Annotated in this window: 21 protein-coding genes; 7 read left to right on the forward strand and 14 right to left on the reverse strand. The window is 71.5% G+C overall.

Annotation, left to right across the window (positions count from 1 at the left end):
• Window positions 1–26: 26 nt before the first annotated feature.
• The 3 genes from BUE29_RS11465 to nadA all read right to left on the reverse strand — a co-directional run bounded on the left by BUE29_RS11465 (window position 27) and on the right by nadA (window position 3602).
• Window positions 27–1655 carry a long-chain fatty acid--CoA ligase gene (locus BUE29_RS11465; protein WP_407657329.1) on the reverse strand — a complete coding sequence of 543 codons (1629 nt, stop codon included), beginning with the start codon at window positions 1653–1655 and terminating at the stop codon, window positions 27–29.
• A 108-nt stretch (window positions 1656–1763) separates the two neighbouring features.
• Window positions 1764–2393, reverse strand: coding sequence for a DUF3043 domain-containing protein (locus BUE29_RS11470; protein ID WP_073390305.1), 630 nt, complete (start codon window positions 2391–2393; stop codon window positions 1764–1766).
• Window positions 2394–2426: 33 nt separating this feature from the next.
• Entirely contained in the window at window positions 2427–3602 is a 1176-nt protein-coding gene (nadA, locus tag BUE29_RS11475) for a quinolinate synthase NadA (protein WP_073390308.1), read from the reverse strand.
• A gap of 65 nt (window positions 3603–3667) precedes the next feature.
• On the opposite strand from nadA, the gene BUE29_RS11480 reads away from it, so the two are divergent.
• The 4 genes from BUE29_RS11480 to BUE29_RS11495 all read left to right on the forward strand — a co-directional run bounded on the left by BUE29_RS11480 (window position 3668) and on the right by BUE29_RS11495 (window position 6223).
• Complete coding sequence (locus BUE29_RS11480) at window positions 3668–4528, forward strand: aldo/keto reductase (RefSeq protein ID WP_073390310.1); 861 nt, start codon at window positions 3668–3670, stop codon at window positions 4526–4528.
• A gap of 56 nt (window positions 4529–4584) precedes the next feature.
• Window positions 4585–4968, forward strand: coding sequence for an iron-sulfur cluster insertion protein ErpA (erpA, locus tag BUE29_RS11485; RefSeq protein ID WP_073390313.1), 384 nt, complete (start codon window positions 4585–4587; stop codon window positions 4966–4968).
• Window positions 4969–5050: 82 nt separating this feature from the next.
• Window positions 5051–6025: a carbohydrate kinase family protein gene (locus BUE29_RS11490; RefSeq protein ID WP_073390316.1), complete on the forward strand. Its 975-nt coding sequence runs from the start codon at window positions 5051–5053 to the stop codon at window positions 6023–6025.
• 6 nt (window positions 6026–6031) lie between these two features.
• Entirely contained in the window at window positions 6032–6223 is a 192-nt protein-coding gene (locus tag BUE29_RS11495) for a hypothetical protein (RefSeq protein WP_073390319.1), read from the forward strand.
• A gap of 3 nt (window positions 6224–6226) precedes the next feature.
• Here BUE29_RS11495 and BUE29_RS11500 read toward each other — a convergent pair whose 3' ends face one another.
• From BUE29_RS11500 to BUE29_RS11520, 5 genes are all read right to left on the reverse strand, one after another.
• Window positions 6227–7303 carry a hypothetical protein gene (locus BUE29_RS11500; protein WP_073390321.1) on the reverse strand — a complete coding sequence of 359 codons (1077 nt, stop codon included), beginning with the start codon at window positions 7301–7303 and terminating at the stop codon, window positions 6227–6229.
• 2 nt (window positions 7304–7305) lie between these two features.
• Window positions 7306–7728 (reverse strand): YbaB/EbfC family nucleoid-associated protein, encoded by a 423-nt coding sequence (locus BUE29_RS11505; protein ID WP_073390324.1) that lies wholly within the window; start codon window positions 7726–7728, stop codon window positions 7306–7308.
• Between the two features lie 108 nt (window positions 7729–7836).
• Complete coding sequence (gene asnB, locus BUE29_RS11510) at window positions 7837–9744, reverse strand: asparagine synthase (glutamine-hydrolyzing) (protein WP_073390326.1); 1908 nt, start codon at window positions 9742–9744, stop codon at window positions 7837–7839.
• A 22-nt stretch (window positions 9745–9766) separates the two neighbouring features.
• Entirely contained in the window at window positions 9767–9988 is a 222-nt protein-coding gene (locus BUE29_RS23125) for a sulfurtransferase TusA family protein (RefSeq protein ID WP_073390328.1), read from the reverse strand.
• Complete coding sequence (locus BUE29_RS11520) at window positions 9985–11109, reverse strand: cysteine desulfurase family protein (RefSeq protein WP_073390332.1); 1125 nt, start codon at window positions 11107–11109, stop codon at window positions 9985–9987. The genes BUE29_RS23125 and BUE29_RS11520 overlap by 4 nt, the downstream gene beginning before the upstream one ends.
• An 86-nt stretch (window positions 11110–11195) precedes the next feature.
• Between BUE29_RS11520 and ctaC the strand changes: the two genes are divergently transcribed.
• Both ctaC and BUE29_RS11530 read left to right on the forward strand, forming a co-directional pair.
• Window positions 11196–12227 carry an aa3-type cytochrome oxidase subunit II gene (gene ctaC, locus BUE29_RS23130; RefSeq protein WP_234971423.1) on the forward strand — a complete coding sequence of 344 codons (1032 nt, stop codon included), beginning with the start codon at window positions 11196–11198 and terminating at the stop codon, window positions 12225–12227.
• Window position 12228: 1 nt separating this feature from the next.
• A complete protein-coding gene (locus tag BUE29_RS11530; protein WP_073390335.1) occupies window positions 12229–12666 on the forward strand; it encodes a cytochrome c oxidase subunit 4 in 438 nt (145 codons plus the stop codon).
• 28 nt (window positions 12667–12694) lie between these two features.
• Here BUE29_RS11530 and BUE29_RS11535 read toward each other — a convergent pair whose 3' ends face one another.
• Window positions 12695–13945 (reverse strand): multidrug effflux MFS transporter, encoded by a 1251-nt coding sequence (locus tag BUE29_RS11535; protein ID WP_073390338.1) that lies wholly within the window; start codon window positions 13943–13945, stop codon window positions 12695–12697.
• Window positions 13946–13982: 37 nt separating this feature from the next.
• On the opposite strand from BUE29_RS11535, the gene BUE29_RS11540 reads away from it, so the two are divergent.
• Complete coding sequence (locus tag BUE29_RS11540) at window positions 13983–14423, forward strand: MarR family transcriptional regulator (RefSeq protein ID WP_073390341.1); 441 nt, start codon at window positions 13983–13985, stop codon at window positions 14421–14423.
• A gap of 36 nt (window positions 14424–14459) precedes the next feature.
• Here the strand turns inward: BUE29_RS11540 and BUE29_RS11545 are convergent, their stop codons facing one another.
• The 5 genes from BUE29_RS11545 to ctaE all read right to left on the reverse strand — a co-directional run bounded on the left by BUE29_RS11545 (window position 14460) and on the right by ctaE (window position 19646).
• Window positions 14460–15101 (reverse strand): DedA family protein, encoded by a 642-nt coding sequence (locus BUE29_RS11545; protein WP_073390343.1) that lies wholly within the window; start codon window positions 15099–15101, stop codon window positions 14460–14462.
• 121 nt (window positions 15102–15222) lie between these two features.
• Window positions 15223–16863 (reverse strand): cytochrome bc1 complex cytochrome b subunit, encoded by a 1641-nt coding sequence (gene qcrB / locus BUE29_RS11550; RefSeq protein WP_073390346.1) that lies wholly within the window; start codon window positions 16861–16863, stop codon window positions 15223–15225.
• Window positions 16860–17999, reverse strand: a complete 1140-nt coding sequence (gene qcrA, locus BUE29_RS11555) for a cytochrome bc1 complex Rieske iron-sulfur subunit (protein WP_073390349.1) — start codon at window positions 17997–17999, stop codon at window positions 16860–16862. The genes qcrB and qcrA overlap by 4 nt, the downstream gene beginning before the upstream one ends.
• Before the next feature lie 46 nt (window positions 18000–18045).
• On the reverse strand, window positions 18046–18963 hold the full coding sequence (qcrC, locus tag BUE29_RS23500) for a cytochrome bc1 complex diheme cytochrome c subunit (RefSeq protein ID WP_200800155.1): 918 nt from the start codon (window positions 18961–18963) through the stop codon (window positions 18046–18048).
• 59 nt (window positions 18964–19022) lie between these two features.
• Window positions 19023–19646 carry an aa3-type cytochrome oxidase subunit III gene (gene ctaE / locus BUE29_RS11565; RefSeq protein ID WP_200800156.1) on the reverse strand — a complete coding sequence of 208 codons (624 nt, stop codon included), beginning with the start codon at window positions 19644–19646 and terminating at the stop codon, window positions 19023–19025.
• Between the last annotated feature and the right edge of the window lie 102 nt (window positions 19647–19748).

The raw sequence follows: 19748 nt of genomic DNA on the forward strand, positions 1-19748 counted from the left end.
CCCTCCCCGACGTCGTGCGCAGGACGTTACTTGGTGCGCAGCACCTGCAGGTCGCCGTCGGCGTACTGCGCGCGGAGCACCTTCTTGTCGAACTTGCCGACCGTCGTCTTCGGCACCTCGTCGATGAAGACCCAGTTCTCGGGCACCTGCCAGGCCGCGACCTTGCCCTCGAGGAACGCGGCCAGCGCGGCCTCGTCGACGTCGGCGTCCGCGGCGCGGACCACGCAGGCGAGCGGTCGCTCCGTCCACTTCTCGTCCGGGATGCCGATCACCGCGACCTCGACCACGCCGGGGGCCGCCGCGAGCAGGTTCTCGAGCTCCACCGAGGAGATCCACTCGCCGCCGGACTTGATGACGTCCTTCGAGCGGTCGGTGATCTGGAAGAACCCCCGCCGGTCGACCGTGCCGATGTCACCGGTGCGCAGCCACCCGTCGTGGAACTTCTCGGGGACGTCGGCGCGGTAGTACGAGCCGGTGATCCAGGGGCCGCGGACCTCCATCTCGCCGACGGCCAGGCCGTCGTGGGGGAGCGGGTCACCGGCGTCGTCCACGATGCGCAGCTGCATGCCGGCGATGATGCGGCCGGACTTCGTGCGGTACGTGATCTCGTCCGGCGAGCCGAGCTCGACGTCGGCCGGCGGGTGCGCCATGCCGCCGACCGGCGAGGTCTCGGTCATGCCCCAGCCCTGGATGACCCGCACCCCGAAGCGCTGCTCGAGCGCCTCCATCATGGCCTGGGGCATCGCCGCGCCGCCGGACGTGCCCATGCGCAGCGAGGAGAGGTCGACGTCGCCGCCCTTGGCCGTGGCGTACTGCAGGATGCCGCCCCAGATCGTCGGGACGGCCGAGGCGAGGGTCGAGCGCTCGGTGCGGATGAACTCGCAGATGGGCTCCGGCGTCATGTGCGGGCCGGGGAAGTGCAGCGTCGCGCCGCAGAGGAACGCGCCGAACGGGATGCCCCACGCGTTGACGTGGAACATCGGCACGAAGGTCAGGATGCGGTCGCGCTCGGTGAATCCGGTGACGCCGGCGGCGAGCGTGCCGAGCGCGTGCAGGTAGGTCGAGCGGTGGGAGTAGACGACGCCCTTGGGCTCGCCCGTGGTGCCGCTGGTGTAACACATCGACGCCGCCGCGCGCTCGTCCAGGACGGGCCACACGAAGCCGGGCTGCTCGGCGGCGACGATCTCGTCGTAGCGCACGACCTTCGCCCCGCCCGCGCCGAGCGCGACGGTGTCGGCGTCGCCGATGACGACGAAGGTCTCGACCGTCTTCAGCTCCGCCGCGATCGGGGCGAGCAGCCCGACCAGCGTGCCGTCGACGATGACGACGCGGTCCTCGGCGTGTCCGACGATGTGGACCACCTGCTCCGGCGTCAGCCGGATGTTGAGCGTGTGCAGCACGGCGCCCATGCCGGGCACCGCGTAGTACGCCTCGAGGTGCTCCTGGTTGTTCCAGCAGAACGTGCCGACGCGGTCACCGCGCTCCACGCCGAGCGTGGTGAGGGCGGCCGCGAGGCGCTCGGCGTTGTCGGAGATCTGCGTGAACGTCGCCCGGCGGGCACCCCCGCCGGTCCAGGTCACGCACTCGCTGTCGGGGTACACCTGCGCCCCGTGCTGCAGGATCGCGCTCACCGTCAGCGGGAAGTCGTCCTGCATGGTGCTCTGGATGGGCGCGGGCTCGCTCACGGCATCTCCTCGGGTCGGGATACCGCTTTCATACCCCACGGATCGCGGTGACAGCCCGGCGACTGCGCGGTGGTGCGGTCAGATCTCGTCGCCGCGCTCGACCTGCGGTCCGGGCAGACGCCACTTGCGCGGCAGATAGGCGCGGCTGCCGGCGTAGAAACCGATCGACATGTTCCCGCCGTCGGCCGAGCCGTAGCGCTCCCGCGCCAGCGTCCGGATCCGCCGCCCGGTCAGGTACCACTCGACGATCAGGCCGAGCAGCAGCGCGAGCACGACCGCCTGCAGGATCGCGAGCGCCGGGACGAGGGCGGTGATCACGAGCAGGGGGAACAGGATCAGCAGGTAGTTGCTGAACATGCGGCGCGAGTCGACCCAGTCGCGGGCGAGCTTGCGGGTCCGACCCTGGTCGCGCTTGGGGAGGACGGCGGGGTCGCCCCGCTTGAGGGCGGCGCGCTGCTCGGCCACCGTGCGCGGCTTGGCCGTCTTGGCGGCGGCGCGCTGCTCGCGGGCCTGCTCCTTCTGCCGGGCGTAGGCCTCCTTGCGCGTCTTGGGCGCGCTCACCGGACCGCGCCGGCCCTGGGAGTCCCGACGCTTCGGGGTGGGGCGTCCCTTCCCCGCGGCGCCGCCCACCGCCGACTTGTCGAGCACCACCGGTTCGGCGGCGGCCTCGGCGTCGGCGGCGGACTTGTCGCGGCGGGAGAGCTTCACGCGCGCAGTCTACGTCCGCGGTCGGGTCGCCCGTCAGGGCAGCGCGAGCATCCGGTCGAGCGCCAGCCGGGCGTTCTCGGCCGTCCGCGGCTCGACCGCGATGCGGTTGACGACGTCACCGGCGGCGAGCGTCTCGAGCTGCCGGACGAGGTGGGGCAGGTCGATGCGGTTCATCGTCGAGCAGTAGCAGACGGTGCGGTCGAGGAAGACGATCCGCTTGTCCGGGTGCCGGTTGGCGAGCCGGCGCACCAGGTTCAGCTCGGTGCCGAGCGCCCACGCAGAGCCGGCCGGTGCGGCGTCCAGGGTCTGGATGATGAACTCGGTCGAGCCGACGAGGTCGGCGCCGAGCACGACGTCGTGGCGGCACTCGGGGTGGACCAGCACGGTCACGCCGGGGACCCGCTCGCGGACCTCGACGACGCTGCTCGCGGCGAAGCGGCCGTGCACCGAGCAGTGGCCCTGCCAGAGGATCATGGTGGCGTCGCGCAGCTGCTCGCGGGTGAGCCCGCCGTCGCGCTTGTGGGGGTTGTAGACCACGCAGTCGGACAGCTGCAGCCCGAGCTCGAGCACGGCGGTGTTGCGGCCGAGGTGCTGGTCGGGCATGAAGAGCACCTTCTGGCCGCGCTCCAGCGCCCAGCGCAGCGCCCGCTCGGCGTTGGACGACGTGCACACGGTGCCGCCGTGCTCGCCGGTGAACGCCTTGATCGCGGCCGTCGAGTTCATGTAGGTGACCGGGACGGTGACGTCGGCGACGCCCGCGTCGGCCAGCACGTCCCAGGCCTCGACGACCTGCTGGTACTCGGCCATGTCGGCCATCGAGCAGCCGGCGGCGAGGTCGGGCAGGACGACCTGCTGCTCGGCGCCGGTCAGGATGTCGGCCGACTCGGCCATGAAGTGGACGCCGCAGAAGACCACGTACTCGGCGTCGGGTCGGGCCGCCGCGTCGCGGGCCAGCTTGAACGAGTCGCCGGTGACGTCGGCGAAGCGGATGACCTCGTCGCGCTGGTAGTGGTGCCCGAGCACGAACGCCCGGTCGCCGAGTGCCGCCCGGGCGGCCTCGGCCCGCTCGACCAGCCGCGGGTCCGACGCCGGCGGCAGCTCCCCGGGGCAGTCGACGCCACGCTCGGCGGCCGGGTCGCTGCCCCGCCCCAGCAGCAGCAGCGCCAGCGGGGACGACGCCGGTTCGGTGAACGACTCCGTGGTGGTCACGACGCCCAGCGTAGCCGTTCCGGCAGTAGCGGAGGAATCCTCCGTTTCGGTGGTACGGTGGGGTCGTGGACACCGGACGGCTGGGGCGTCACACCGTGAACCGCGTCGGCTTCGGCGCCATGCAGCTCGAGCACGCCGACCACGCGACCGCGGTCGCGGTCCTGCGTCGCGCGGTGGGTCTCGGTGTCGACCACGTCGACACCGCCGACTTCTACGGCGAGGACGGCCTGGTGAACGGCCTGCTGCGCCAGGCGCTGCACCCCTACGACGGCATCGCCGTCGCCACCAAGGTCGGCGCGGTGCGGGCGGGGGGCTCGCTCGTCGCGGCCCAACGGCCGGCGCAGTTGCGCGACCAGGTCGAGGCGAACCTGCGCCGGCTCGACACCGACCGGCTCGCCGTCGTGAACCTGCGACGCGTCGACGGCGGTGCCGGCATCCGGGCGACGGGTGACCAGGTCGTGCCGATCCAGGACCAGCTCGCCGAGCTCGTCGCGATGCGCGACGAGGGCAAGCTCGACGGCATCGGGCTCAGCAACGTGTCCCGCGAGCAGCTTCGCGTGGCCGAGGCCGCGGGCATCGTGTGCGTCCAGAACCACTACAGCCTGCTCGAACGCGCCGACGACGACCTGCTCGCCGACGCCGCGGCGCGCGACGTCGCCTGGGTGCCGTTCTTCCCCCTGGGCTCGGGGTTCGCCGGGCGCCCCAAGGTCACCGACCTGCCCGAGGTGCGCGCGACGGCGCAGCGGTTCGGGGCGACGCCTGCGCAGGTGGGTCTCGCGTGGTTGCTGGCGCGCGACCCGCACGTGTTGCTCATTCCCGGGACGGGCAGCGTCGACCACCTGGGCGAGAACGTCGCGGCGGCCGGACTCGAACTGGACGACGCCGCGATCGCTGCGTTGTCCCGCTCGGCACGTACAGTGGAATAGCGCCCGGAGTCGTCCGGTTGCAGCAGGACACTTGTACCCGATCCGTGGGGAGCGACATGACCAGCACCGAGACCCCCGTCGAGCTGTCCACGGCCCCGGCCGAGGCGCCCAGCAACGACGTCCAGCTCACCGAGACGGCCGCGACCAAGGTCCGCGCCCTGCTGGACCAGGAGGGTCGCGACGACCTCCGGCTGCGCATCGCGGTGCAGCCGGGTGGCTGCTCGGGCATGCAGTACCAGCTGTTCTTCGACGAGCGCGCCCTCGACGGCGACGTCGAGCTCGAGCCGCACGGCGTCCCGGTCGTCGTCGACCGGATGAGCGCGCCGTACCTCGGCGGTGCAGTGGTCGACTTCACCGACACCATCGAGCAGCAGGGCTTCACCATCGACAACCCGAACGCCCAGGGCGGCTGCGCCTGCGGCAACAGCTTCTGCGGCTGACGCACCTCGACACCGGGACGGACGGCGCGTCAGCGCCGTCCGTTTCGTGTCTTCGCCGACCGATTGGGTAGCGTCTCCTCCCATGCCGACCCTCGTCGCCGGATCCATCGCCTCCGACCACCTCATGCACTTCCCGGGGAAGTTCTCCGAGCAGCTGCTGGCCGAGCACCTGCACAAGGTGTCGCTGTCGTTCCTGGTCGACGAGCTCGACGTCCGCCGCGGCGGCGTCGCCCCCAACATCTGCTATGGCATGGCGCAGCTCGGCGCATCGCCGGTGCTCGTCGGCAACGTCGGCAAGGACTTCGACGACTACCGCGCCTTCCTCGAGCAGGCCGGCGTCGACTGCAGCCACGTCCGGGTCTCCGAGACCAAGCACACCGCGCGCTTCGTCTGCACCACCGACGAGGAGCTCAACCAGATCGGCTCGTTCTACGCCGGTGCCATGGGCGAGGCCGTCGACATCGACATCGCCCCGATCTGGGACGTGACCGGCGCCGACCTCGCCGTCATCAGCGCCTACGACCCGGCGGCGATGGTGCAGCACTCCGCCGAGTGCCGCGACAAGGGTCTCCGCTTCGTCGCCGACCCGTCGCAGCAGATCACCCGCATGGACGGCGACGCGCTCAAGGCCCTGATCGAGGGCGCTGACCTGCTGTTCACCAACGACTACGAGAAGAACCTGCTCGAGTCCAAGACCGGCTACACCGAGGCCGACGTGCAGGCGCAGGTCGCCGTCCGCGTCACCACGCTCGGGTCGAAGGGCGTCGAGATCGTGGGTCACGACTTCGACCCCGTCCACGTCCCGGTCGCCAAGGAGCGCTCCAAGACCGACCCCACGGGCGTCGGCGACGCGTTCCGCGCCGGCTTCCTCACCGCCCGCGGCGACTGGGGGCTGTCCTGGGAGCGGTCGGCCGAGGTCGGCAGCCTGCTGGCCACCATGGTGCTCGAGAGCGTGGGGACGCAGGAGTACACGGTGGAGAAGGACGAGTTCACCCGCCGGCTGGCCGAGTCCTACGGCGACGACTGCGCCGCCGAGATCGAGCCGCACCTGAAGTAGGCCCCGGTGTCCGCGTTCGCCCTGGTGTGGGGCGTGGTGCTGGTCGTGGCGGGGCTGGCCCTGGCGAGCTGGGGCTGGCGTCGACTGCGCACGCGCCCCGGCTGGGGTGGCCGGTACGGCAAGGGCAGCCTCGTGACGCTCGTCGGCGCGTTCGTCGCGCTGGCCGGTGTCGTCGACGTGGTGCTCGCGCTGGAGTGACGCTCAGTTCTTGATGTCGGCGATCAGCTTCTGGTAGCTCGCGCTCTGCGCGTGCGCGACCATCGCCGCGGCACCGAGCCGGGCCGCGGCCGCTGCCATCTCGACCCCGATCGACGCGATCGTCATCGCCGCCTCGGTCTCGATGACCCCCGCGGCGACGCCCAGCGACGCCCCGAACGTCACGGCCGCGAACGACGTGCCGAGCGCGGCCTCGAACACCGCCTCCATGACGAAGCCGACTATGTGGTCGAAGACGTGGGAGCGGACGTCGCCGAGCACCGAGCCGATCATGAGGATGTCGCCGGAGATCTCGACGCTGCGCGTGCCGGAGCCGACGGCGAGCTGCACGAGGCTGTCCGCGGCGCCGCGGTAGACGTCGGAGGCACCCGGCTCGTCCCACGTCGCCGGGGTGATCTGCGCGAGCGAGGCGGCGTACGTGTGGGCCGTCTCGGACAGGTACTGCCCGATCTGTTCGTACGTCGCCGACGCGTCCTGCAGGGCGCCGGGGTCGCCGAGCAGCCAGTCCAGCAGCTCCTTCGCCGGCCAGATGAGGTCGATGATGAGACCGGCGAGCTCGCCGAAGACGTTGCCGACCGGGTCCAGGGCGTAGCCCAGGACGTCCAACGCGAGGCCGACCGCGCCGAGCACGACCGGGATGGACCCGGCCTCGGCGTACTGCGGGCAATTGGACGCGAACTGGCCGATGTCGCCCGAGATCCCCATGTCGGGGAAGTCGTTGATCGACTTGGGGGCGTGGAAGAGGTCGGGGTCGGTGATCGACGTCTTCGTCTTGTCGATCAGCTCGACGTTCGCCTGCTCGGTGATCCGGTGGATCTGCACCGTGGAGTCGATGCGCTTCTTCACGTCGTCGGCGCGCTCGGACAGCGTCTGGACGGACGTGCCGAAGTCGTCCAGCTTGCCCGTCATCGGCGTGAAGATCAGGATGCCCAGGCCGCCGAGGGCGATCGTCGTCCACGTGGAGTCGTGCATCGCATGGGTCTCGGCGTTGTCGAGCTGCGTGGCGAACAGGTGCACGTGCTGGGCGTGCTCGGCGACGACCTCGGGATTGAAGGTGACCACGGTCAGCGCTCCTCGTTCGACGGCTCGGTGTCCGGTGGGGTGTCGGGCACGAGCTCGGCCATCAGGCGGGCCGTGCGCTCGTCGCCGAGCGCCGCGGTCGCGATCTCACGGGTGCGTGCGGCAGCCTGCTCGGTGGCGAGGTGGTAGGCCTCCATGACCGACGCGGCGATCATGGCCGGCCCCATGCCCTTGGCCCGGTCGCTGAGCCGCACCGAGCGCAACGTGCCGGCGGCCTGCACGGTCACCGTCGCGACGCCGTTGCGCGAACGCGCCTCCACGACGTTGGCGGCGATCTCGGCGCCGAGGCGCTGCGCCCGAGCGCGGGCGTCCTGCACCCGGGCGGCGGTCTCCTGCTGCAGGTCCTCGGCCGACTTGAGCGAGCCGTCGGCCTTGAGGAGGCTGAAGTTCTGCAGCGGCGAGCCCATGGTTCCCTTCCGTCCGGGATCGTGGCGCGGCGTGACACGCCCGCGGTGGCCGGAGCCTAACGAGCGCCCCGGCCGCCCCGGAATGGGCAGCTCTCCCCGCGGCTGCCGTCAGACGCGAACGGGGTAGACGGGTTCCGGCGGGGTGATCGCGATGCGCTCCTCGACGAAGATGCCGTGCCACAGCAGGAAGACGAGCAGCGTCCAGATCTTGCGGGAGTAGTCGTGCGGCCCGGCACGGTGCGCGTCGAGCAGCTGCAGCGCCGCCTGCTTGTCGATCAGCTCGTCGGCCTGCGAGTCGCTGATGATGGCCCGGGCCCATTCGTACATGACGTCCTTCAGCCAGTGCCGGATCGGCACCGGGAAGCCCAGCTTGGGGCGGTTGATCACGTGGGCCGGGACGATGAGCTCCAGCGCGCGCCGCAACGCGTACTTCGTCGTCTCCTTCGTCAGCTTCAGCTCGGTCGGGATCGCCGACCCGATCGCGTAGACCTCGGTGTCGAGGAACGGCACCCGCAGCTCCAGCGAGTTGGCCATCGTCATCTTGTCGGCCTTGACGAGGATGTCGCCGCGCAGCCAGGTGAACAGGTCGACGTACTGCATGCGCGTCGAGTCGTCGAGGTGACGCGTGCGGTCGTAGAGGTCACGGGTCACGTCGGTGTACGACACGGCCGGGTCGTAGCGTTTGTAGAGGCCCTGCATCTCGTCGGGCCGGAATATGCGCGCGTTTCCGTAATACCGTTCCTCGATGCCGATCGCGCCGCGCCGCAGCAGGTCCTTGCCGCGCGTGCCCTCGGGAATGCGGGTCGACACGTGGCCCAGGCCGCGCCGCACACCCTTGGGCAACCGCTCGAAGGGGCGCAGCGAGATGGGCTCCTTGTAGATCGTGTAACCGCCGAAGAGCTCGTCCGCGCCCTCGCCGGACAGCACCGCCTTGACGTGCTTCCGGGCCTCGCGCGCGATGAAGTACAGCGGCACGAGCGCCGGGTCGGCGACGGGGTCGTCGAGGTACCAGACGATGAGCGGCAGCGTCGCCATCATCTCCTCGGCGGTGACCACCTTGGTCACGTGCCGGACGCCGATCGCGGCGGCCGACTCGGCCGCGACGTCGATCTCGCTGTAGCCCTCGCGCTCGAAGCCGGTGGTGAAGGTGAGCAGATCGGGCTTGTGCCGGTGCGCGAGGGCCGCGACCGCGGTCGAGTCGATGCCGCCGGACAGGAACGAGCCGACGGTGATGTCGGGGTCGGCCCGCATGTGCTTGGCGACCGAGTCCTCGAGCGCGTCGGCGATCTCGCGGTAGAGCTTGTCGGCGTCCGGCACCGGCCTGATCGCGAAGTCGGGGTGGAAGTAGCGGTGCGTGCGCAGCGTCTCGCCCGGGCGCAGCGTGAAGTAGGTGCCCGACTCCACCCGCCGGATCGCCGAGTGCATCGACGCGGGCTCCGGGACGTACTGCAGCGTCAGGTACTGCTGCAGCGCGGTCGCGTCGACCGTGCCGCGCTCGGCCGGTGACGCGACGTCGAGCAGCGACTTCTTCTCGCTGGCGAAGAACGTGCCCCGCTCGTCGGACATCGTGAACAGCGGCTTGATGCCGAACCAGTCCCGGGCGCCGAAGAGCACGCGTTCCTGGGAGTCCCAGATCAGGAACGCGAACATGCCGCGCAGCTCGCGCACGACCTTCGGGCCGAGGAAGTGGTAGCCGGCGACGATGGCCTCGCCGTCGCCCTCGGTCTCGAACTGCGCGCCGAAGTCGCGGGCGAGCCGCTCGCGCAGCTCGAGGTAGTTGTAGATCTCGCCGTTGAAGATGAGCTGGTAGCGGCCCGCGAGCCACGGCAGCGGCTGGTGCGAGTGGTCGAGGTCGATGAGCGCCAGCCGCCGGAACCCGATCGCGACGTCGCGGTCCTGCCACACGCCGCCCTCGTCGGGGCCACGGTGCCGCATCTCGGGCAGCGCGCCCTCGACCGCGGGCGCCACCGCCGCCGCGTCGCCGTCCGCCGACAGGAATCCGATCAATCCGCACATGGCGCCCAGTATCCCGGTCCGCTCAGTGCAGCCTGCGCACCTCGTAACCCGGAGTGCCGTCGGGTGCCGGACGTTCGCCGACGAGCTCGTGGCCGCGCAGGCGGCACCAGGCCGCGACGTCGGGCCGGGCCGCCGGGTCGTCGGCCTCCACGGTGACCGTCCCGCCCACCGCGACGTCGCCGATGCGCCGGGCCAGGTCGAGGATCGGCAGCGGGCAGCGGCGCCCCCGCGCGTCCAGGATCACAGCCCGACCGCACCGATCTCGGCCCGCACGTCGGCCACCGCCGCGGGCAGGACGGCGAGGAACTCCTCGACCTCGGCCTCGGTCGTCGCATGGTGCAGCGAGACCCGCACGTTGCCCGACGTCAGCGCTCCCATCGCCACGAGGACGTGGGACGGCTCGAGCGTCGACGACGTGCACGACGACCCCGAGGACACGGCGAAACCGCGGCGGTCCAGCGCGGTGAGCAGCGCCTCGCCGTCGACGTACAGGCAGGAGAAGGTCGTGACGTGGGGCAGCCGGTCGTCCGGGTCGCCCAGCACCTCCACGTCCGGGACGGTCGCGGCGACCGTGTCGCGGATCCGTGCGACGAGGTCGTGGTGCCGACGCGCCGTCGCCACCCGTTCCGCCTCGACCGCGTGCAGTGCCGCGGCGGCGGCGACGATCGCCGGCAGGTCCGGCGGCCCCGCGGCGCGGCCCCGCTCCCGCTCGTCGGCAGGCCCGGGGGAGCGCCAGCGAGTGCCCGTGCGCACCGCGAGCACGCCGACCGTCCCGCCGCCCCAGGTCCTCGCGTCGGCGGCGAGCACCGACCAGCCGGCGGGAACGTCGGCGTGCCCGACCAGTTGGGTGGCGTCGACGACGAGGGGCGCGGTGACCCGGGCCGCGACGTCGGCCACCGGCTGCGTCGTCGCGACCTCGTGGTTGGCCGCCTGCAGGGCCGCGGCGGCGACGTCCGGACCGGCCGCCGCCGCGGCGAAGGCGTCGGCGTCGACCCGGCCGCGGGCGTCGACGCCGACGGCGACCGTCCGACCGCCGACCGACTCGTGCCACTGCGCGGCGTGCAGCACGGCCGAGTGCTCGACCGTGCTGTGGACGAGCGTGCGGCCCCGCGCGCCGCCCACCGTGCCGAGGACGGCCGAGTGCAGCGCCTGGACGCCGTTGGCGGTGAAGCTGACCTCGTCCGGGCGGGCGGCGAGCGACACCGCCACCGACTCGCGCGCGGCGTCGAGCAGCAACGCCGCCCGACGGCCGGGGCCGTGCAGCCGGGCGGGGTCGGCCCAGCCGTCGTCGAGGGCGGCGAGGAGGGCCTGGCGCGCGACCGGATGCAGCGGCACGCCCGAGGCGGCGTCGAGGAAACCCGGCACCGCGCCACGGTAGCCCCGACCCGTCGGCCGGGTAGGGGTCCAGTAGGCTCACATCCGTTCGTGCACGTGTCGGAAGGCGGGTACTGGTGCGTCGGAGTCGATGGGTTCGAGGGGGTCGTCTCGGCCTGCTCGTCGCCGCCCTGGCCGTCCTGCTCACCGGGTGTTCGGCCAAGGACTGGGAGCGCAACCTGCGCTTCGGTTTCCCGACCGGTGTCACCAAGCAGGCCGAGCGCATCCGCGTGCTGTGGACGTGGTCCGGCGTCGCCGCCCTCGCGCTCGGCTGCGTGGTGTGGGGCCTGATCTTCTGGTGCTGCATCCGCTACCGCAAGCGCAACGACGAGCTCCCGCGCCAGACGAAGTACAACTTCCTCGTCGAGGCCATCTGCTTCACGTTCCCGTTCATCGTCATCGCGGTGCTCTTCTACCGCACCGTCGTCGTCGAGGACTACGCGAACAAGCTGACGAAGAACCCCGACGTCAAGGTGCAGGCCGACGCGTTCAAGTGGAACTGGGAGTTCGAGTACCAGACCTACCGCGGGGTCGAGGCGAACAAGGCCGAGAAGGCGCAGGTGCTGCGCTACACCAAGCCCGACGGCTCGGCGATGCCGAACCCCGAGCACGCCGCGGTGCCGTACTACCTGCAGACGGTCGGCGACTCGAACACGATCCCGATCCTCGTGCTGCCGGTGAACCAGACCGTCCAGGTCACGGAGCACTCCTTCGACGTGCTCCACTCGTTCTGGGTGCCCGAGTTCCTCTTCAAGCGCGACGTCGTCCCCTACGAGAAGCCGAACACGCTCGAGGGCCAGGACGAGTACGACACCAGCCGCGACAACAAGTTCGAGTTCACGGCCACCAAGACGGGTAGCTACGTCGGCCGCTGCGCCGAGCTGTGCGGCACCTACCACTCGCAGATGAACTTCGAGGTGCGCGTCGTCCCGCAGCAGACGTTCGTGACCTACCTCGAGGCGCTCAGGCGCGTCGGCCCGGACGACCCGAACCGGCAGGCCAAGGCGCTGCAGATCGCGATGCCGAACGCCAGCCCCATCGCGACCACCACGTACCCGCTCGACACCGACCGGACCGCGCAGGGTCCGTCGCAGAGAGGCGGCAACTGACATGAAGGTCGAAGCGCGTGTCTTCCTGGGCGTCGCGGTGTTCATGTGGCTGTCCGCGATCGGCTACGGCGTCTGGACGAGCCTGCCCAACAGCTTCAGCCACGGCCAGATCGAGCCGGTCGGCGTCGCGGCGCTGATCCTCTCCGGCGGCCTGCTGGGCATCCCGGGCTCGTTCTTCTTCTTCGTGTCCCGGCGCATCGACCCGCGCCCCGAGGACCGCAACGAGGCCGAGATCGCCGAGATGGCCGGTGACTTCGGCTTCTTCAGCCCCGGCAGCTACTGGCCCGTGGGAATCGCGCTGTCGGCCATGGTCGCCGGCTTCGCGCTCGCGTTCGTGCAGGTGTGGCTGCTGATCGTCGCCGTCGTCATGCTGATGTTCACCATCGGTGGGCTGCTCTTCGAGTACTACACCGGCGGCAAGCGCTCGCCCATCGCCTGACGGGCCATCGCCCGAAGGGCCCGTGGTCTCACGACGGTCGGCGGCCCAGCAGTCCGTGGCCCACGAGCGCGGCTGCGGCGCAGCCGAGCATGGTCGCCGTCATCGGCACGGCGCCGTGCGGGCCGGCGAGGCCCATGACCGACACCGCGAGCCCGCCGAGCAGGAACTGCAGCAGCCCCTGGCCCGAGGCGGCCGCGCCGGCGTCGTCGCCGTGATCGGCGAGGGCCAGCGCGGTGGCGTCGGCGAGGACGACGCCCAGCGTCGACACGCAGCCGAACACGGCGACGAGCAGGACGGCGAGCGGCGCGCCCGCCAGCGTGGCGACGAGCGCGCCGAGGGCGGCGAGGGTGCAGCCGATCAGGCCGGCGCGCAGCAGGCCGCGCTCGTCGGCCACCCGGCCGAGGAGCACGCCGTTGAGCTGGCCGGCGAGCACGATGCCCAGGCCGTTGGCGGCGAAGACCAGGCTGAACTGCCGCGGGCTCAGGCCGTAGACGTCCTGCAGCACGAACGACGACCCCGAGATGTAGGCGAAGACGCACGCGAAGACCAGCCCGGCCGCGAGCACGTGCCGCAGGTACTCGCGGTCGCGGGCGAGGCCGACGAGGGTGCGCAGCTGCGCGCCCGGGCGCGCCGGCCGGCGACGGTGCGGCGGCAACGGCTCGGGCAGCAGCACCGCGACCGCCACCAGCAGCGCCGCCCCGGCCAGGGCGAGCACGACGAACACCGCGCGCCAGTCGAACGCGGCCAGCAGCTGACCGCCGAGCACCGGCGCGAGCACCGGCGCCGCCCCGTTGACCAGCATGAGGGTGGAGAAGAAGCGTGCCATGTCGCGGCCGGCGAACAGGTCGCGCACGATCGCCCGCGCGAGCACCGTCGCGGCGGCGGCGCCGAGCGACTGCACTGCCCGCGCGGCGACGAGCACGCCGATATCGGGCGCGACGAGGCAGCCCAGCGAGCCGACGAGGTACACGCCCAGGCCGAGCAGCAGGGGCGGCCGGCGCCCCCAGGCGTCCGAGAGCGGACCGGCCACGACCTGCCCCACCGCGAGGCCGACCACGAACACCGTGAGCGTCGACTGCACCGCCGTGGTGCTGGTCGACAGCTGCCGGGCCATGCCCGGCATCGCGGGCAGGTACATGTCGATCGTCAGGGCCGCGACGGCGCTGAGGGCGCCGAGCAGCAGGACCAGCCGCACGCGTACGGCGCGGGGCAGCGGGGGAGGCGCGCCCGCGGTCGCCCGCACGTCGAGGCCGACGACCAGCCCGGAAGTTATCGCCATATAGTTATGATGACATAACAGAAGATAGGTTGGCCGGGTGACCTTCGATCCCGCCGGCGACGCCGCGCTCGGCGACCTCGCCGATCTCATCCTCGATGTCGGGCGGTTGATCCGCAGCCGGACGCCGACCGGGCAGGGGCTGGTGGCGCTGACCGACACCGAGCGCACCGTGATGCGGGTCGTCGACCTCTACCCGGGCTGCGCACCGAGCGACATCGCCCGCCGCGCGCGGCTGCAGCGCACCAACGTCAGCACCGCCCTGCGCAGCCTGGAGGACAAGGGGATGGTCGCGCGCGACCACACCGGCCGGCGCGGGGTGGCGGTCACGCCGACCCCGCGGGCGCGCGGCAATCTGCAGACCCTGCGCACGCTGTGGGCCGCCGAGCTGGCGGCGGCCCTCGGCGCCGACCGAACCGGCGTCGCCGGCTGTGCGGCGGTCCTGACCCGGCTGGAGCGGCGGCTCATCGACGACGACTGACCCGCCCGGCCTCGTCAGCTCCCGCTCGGGCAGCGGTCAGGGGCTGGCCCCGGCGCGGCGCCGCGCGCGCCATCGTCGGCCGAGCCAGCACAGCACGGCCGCGCTGCCGAGCACGAGGACGGCGCTCGAGGCCCAGCCGACGTAGGGCTCGACCCGGTGCCACCGGCGACCGAGGGCGTAGCCGGCGAGCACGAAGGCGGTGTTCCACACGCCGCTGCCGGCGGCGGTGAGCAGGAGGAAGCGCGGCACCGGCATCCGGGTGACCCCGGCCGGGACGGACACCACGCTGCGCAGCAGCGGCACCATGCGCCCGAGGAGCACCACGGCGCCTCCGTGCCGGGCGAAGGCGGCGTTCGCCCGGTCGACGTCGGCCGCCGTGGTCAGCGGCAGCCGGCCGGCGACCCGGCGCAGCCGCTCCGTGCCGAGCCACGCGCCCAGGGCGTAGAGCACGAGCGCCCCGGTCGTGGAGCCGGCCGTCGTCCACAGGATGGCCTCGAGCACCCCGAAGCGACCCTGACCGGCCGCGAAGCCGGCCAGCGGCAGCACGACCTCGCTGGGGACCGGCGGGAAGACGTTCTCCAGCGCAACCACCGCCGCGGCGCCGGCCGCACCCGCCGCGTCCATCACCGACAGCGCCCAGCCGGCCACGCCGCCGGGCTCGCTCGCCGCCTCACTCATCCCCGCGACGCTAGGCGGCGCAGCAAGGTCGACGCTGTGCCGCGCACGTCACCCGGCCACCGACGACTCGGGCCGCCGTCCCCCGTGGGGGAGCGGCGGCCCGGAACGCGGTCGGAACGGGTCAGTCGGAGAGCTGCTTGGTGTCGCGCTCCTCGAGGGTCTGGTGCGACTCGGCGGCCTCGAGCTCGTCGAGCTTGGCCTGGATGTCGGCCTTCTCCTTGACCGGCCAGAGGAAGCCGCGCACCGCCTTGACCGGGTTGGCGGCGCCGAGGTGGTTCATCCGCTTCGGCACGTCGGTGCCGGCGTAGGCCAGCTGGCCGTGACCGTGCTCGTCGACCGGGCCGAGCGGCTGGTGGATCTCGATGAACTCACCGGTGGGCAGCACCTTGATGATGCCGGTCTCGATCCCGTGCTCGAGCACCTCACGGTCGTGACGCTGCAGCCCCAGGCAGATCCGGTACGTGAACAGGTAGGCCAGCGGCGGCAGCACGAGCAGCGCGATGCGACCGCCCCACGTCATCGCGTTCAGCGAGATGTCGAACGCCTTGGCGATGATGTCGTTGCCGCCGGAGAGGAAGAGCACCAGGTAGAACGTGATGGCCATGGCACCGAGCGAGGTGCGGACCGGGACGTCGCGGGGTCGTTGCAACAGATGGTGCGACGCGCGGTCCTTGGTGATCTTCGCTTCGATGAACGGATACGCACCCGCGAGGGTGAACAGGATGCCCGGGAGGACCACCGTCGGCCAGAACAGTGCCGGCAGGGTGTGGCCCCACAACCGGATCTCCCACGACGGGAAGAGTCGGGTCGAGCCGTCGAGGAACATCATGTACCAGTCGGGTTGCGAACCGGCCGACACCTGCGAGGGCATGTAGGGCCCGAACAGCCAGACCGGGTTGATCTGCGTCAGGCCACCCAGCGCGGCGGTGACACCGAAGACGATGAAGAAGAAGCCACCCGCCTTCGCGGCGTAGACGGGGAAGACCCGCTCACCGCTGACGGTGTCCTCGGTGCGGCCGTGACCCGGGAACTGGGTGTGCTTCTGGCGGACCACGAGCGCGAGGTGCGCGCCGATGAGCGCCGCGAGCAACGCCGGGATGAGCAGCACGTGCGCGATGTAGAGCCGGCCGATGATGAGCTCGCCGGGGAACTCGCCGCCGAACACCAGGAACGAGACCCAGGTGCCGATGACGGGGATCGAGAGCATGATCGCCTCGGCGATCCGCAGCCCGGTGCCCGAGAGCAGGTCGTCGGGCAGCGAGTAGCCGGCGAAGCCCTCGACGATGCCCAGCCCGATCAGGCCGAGGCCGATCAGCCAGTTGAGCTCACGCGGCTTGCGGAACGCCCCGGTGAAGAACACCCGGAACATGTGGATCAGCATCGCCGCGAGGAACATCAGCGCGGCCCAGTGGTGGATCTGACGGATGATCAGGCCGCCACGGACGTCGAAGGTGATGTTGAGGGTGGACTCGTAGGCCTTGGACATCTCGATGCCCTGCATCGGCACGTAGCGACCGTGGTAGGTCGTCTCGGCCATCGAGGGGTCGAAGAAGAAGGTCAGGTACGTGCCGGTGAGCAGCAGGATGACGAACGAGTAGAGCGCGATCTCGCCCATCATGAACGACCAGTGGTCGGGGAAGACTTTGTTCAGCTGCTTGCGCATGGGGCCGGCGAGCTTGAGCCGCTCGTCGGCCCAGGCCCCGGCCTTGCCCTGGGGGGTGCGGGGCGCGCCGGGACGACGGGGGTTCTTCGGTGCTGTCATGGCCGCTCCCAGAACGCGGGGCCGATTGCTTCGTGGTAATCCGAGCGGGCGAAGAAGTACTGCCGCCCGTCGGCGTCGGTGGCGACGCCGAGCGGGAGCTTGGGCAGGCTGCGCGACGCGGGGCCGAAGACCGGCTTGGCGTCCTGCAGGACCTCGAACTGCGACTGGTGGCACGGGCACAGCAGGCGAGTGGTCTGCTGCTCGTAGAGCGAGGCGGGGCACCCGGCGTGGGTGCAGATCTTGGAGAACGCCAGGAACTCGGGGTTCTCGGCCGGCCATCCGAAGCTGGCCTGCCCCTTGCGGGCCTGCACCTTCTGGCCCGGCCGCAGCCGGATCAGCAGCGTCGGGGAGGACGCGCTGGTGACGCCGTTCTTGCCGCCGACCTCGTCGCGGACGCCCGGGAAGACGGTGAGCAGGCCACCGGGCTCGAGGTCGTTGGGGCCGACCCGGTCGAAGTTCTCGAGCACCAGGGGCACGTGCTTCTCGCCGGCGGGTGCCCACTTCGGGTCGAAGAAGGTGTGGAACAGCGCGTTGCCCGGCTTCTTGATCATCGCGCCGACCAGGGCGACGAGCGGGACGGTCGCGAGCGCGCCGCCGGCCAGGCCGAGCGTCTTGAGGATCAGCGACCGACGGGGCAGGCCGGTGTCCTCGAGGCCCGCGAGCAGCGTGGCCTCGGTGTAGAGCTTGTCCTCTTCGGTGGACGGCTCGTCGTGACGGTCCTGGACCGTCTCCTCCTCGGGCATGAGCCACTTGGCCCACAGCACCATGCCGACACCGATGAAGACCAGCAGCGTGGCCAGCAGCGCGCCGAGCGCCGGGGTGAAGAAGCGGAAGTCCTGCGGGGTGCCGGGGAGGTGCCAGTGGAACGGGATCGCGATGAACGCGACGATGAAGCCGACACCGGCGAGCGCGGCGATGAGGAAGCAGGCGGCGACGGCGCGCTCGGCGCGCTTCTCGGCCTTGGTCCCGCGGATCGGGAAGCGGTCGCGACGGTGGACGATGTGGATGCCGTCGACCTCGGCACCGGCGATCATGCCGTCCTCGGGCGACATCTCGCGGATCTCGGCCGCGGTCGGCTGCCGCACGGGGCCGCCGTGGGCGCCGGCGTGCGTGCCGGTCTCGGTCTCGCTGCTCACTGGGTCCTCCCGGCCGGCTGCCCGGACGACGTGGACGTGCGGTGGGTCATCGGGTGCGCGCTCCGATCCACAGGATCGCGACCATCAGTGCGCCGACACCGGCGACCCAGATCACGACGGCTTCGGAGACCGGGCCGATGCGGGCGATGCCGGCACCGCCCGGGTCCTTGGAGGCCTTGAGGTTCTGCACGTAGGCGATGATCGCGCGCTTCTCGTCGGGCGTGATCGAGTTGTCGCTGAACACCGGCATGTTCTCGGGACCCGAGAGCATCGCGGTGTAGATCTCCTTGTCGGTGGCCTCGTGCAGGGACGGGGCCACCTTGCCCGCGGACAGCGGGGCGCCGCCGCCGGTCGTGCCGTGGCACGACGCGCAGTTCAGCCGGTACAGGGCGCCGCCCTCGGCGATCTGCTCGTCGGTGCCGCGCACCGTGCCCTCGGGCACGGCCGGCCCGCCGCCCACCGACTCGACGTACGCGGCGAGCTGCTCGGTCTGCGCCTCGGTGAACTTGGGCGTCTTGCGCTGGACGTAGGCACCCTGCGCCGCGACGGGCATGCGACCGGTGATGACCTGGAAGTAGGTGGCCGCCGAGCCGACCCCGACCAGCGACGGACCCTGGCCCGTGACGCCCTCGAGGTTGGCGCCGTGGCAGGTGATGCAGCTGTTCTCGTAGATCTGCCGGCCGCTGGCGACGTCCGCGGCGCTGGCGCCGGGGCTGCTCTCGGCGCCGGAGGAGGTGGCGAACGCGGAATAGGCCGTGCCCATCGCGCCGAGGGCGGCGAGCAGCACGACCGCGCCGCCGACCCGGCGCCGCAGCCGCGGCGCACTCCGACGGCCGCGCCCGCGACGCGAGGAGCGGGCGGCACCGGCGGATGTGTCATCGCCACCGGTCGCCGCGACGGCCGGCTCGAAGCCGATCTCGCCGGTGGCGTCGATGTCGTCGTCCTTCAACGGGTGCCCCTTCACGGTCGGCGGGTGGTGCGGCTGGCGCCGGAACTCATGCGCCCGAACTCATCGGCCGGACCTCATCTGATGATGTAGATGACGGCGAACAGCCCGATCCACACCACGTCGACGAAGTGCCAGTAGTAGGACACCACGATCGCCGCGGTGGCCTGAGCGGGCGTGAACTTGCCCAGGGCGGTGCGGATCAGGAAGAAGATGAACGCGATCAGGCCGCCGATGACGTGCAGGCCGTGGAAGCCGGTCGTGAGGTAGAAGACCGAGCCGTAGCCGGTGGCCGAGATGGTGTTGCCGTCGGCGACCTGCATGCGGTACTCGTTCGCCTGCCCGAGCACGAAGACCAGGCCCATGAGGAACGTGATGACGAACCAGCGGCGCAGCTTGAAGACGTCGCCCTTCTCCGCCGCGAACACGCCCCACTGGCAGGTGAAGCTCGACGCCACCAGGATGATCGTGAACGGCGTGGCGTAGCCCAGGCTGATCTCGATCGACTCGCCGTCGGGCAGCTTCATCGGCCAGTTGCTGCCGTGCACCGAGCGCAGCGTGAAGTACATCGCGAACAGCCCCGCGAAGAACATCAGCTCGCTGGAGAGCCAGACGATGGTGCCGACGCTGACGATGTTCGGGCGGGTCAGCGAGTGCACCTTGCTGGACTCGAAGCGGGGCGCAGCAGCTGTCGAGGTCACGCTCGTATTGTGCCCTGCCGGTACGACATCGCGGCGCCGGGGGTGGGTCGTGTTGCCCGAGCGTTACGCATGCCGCTGTGAGCCGCCCCAGCGGCCCCGGTG

The organism is Jatrophihabitans endophyticus (assembly GCF_900129455.1).
Classification (GTDB): domain Bacteria; phylum Actinomycetota; class Actinomycetes; order Mycobacteriales; family Jatrophihabitantaceae; genus Jatrophihabitans; species Jatrophihabitans endophyticus.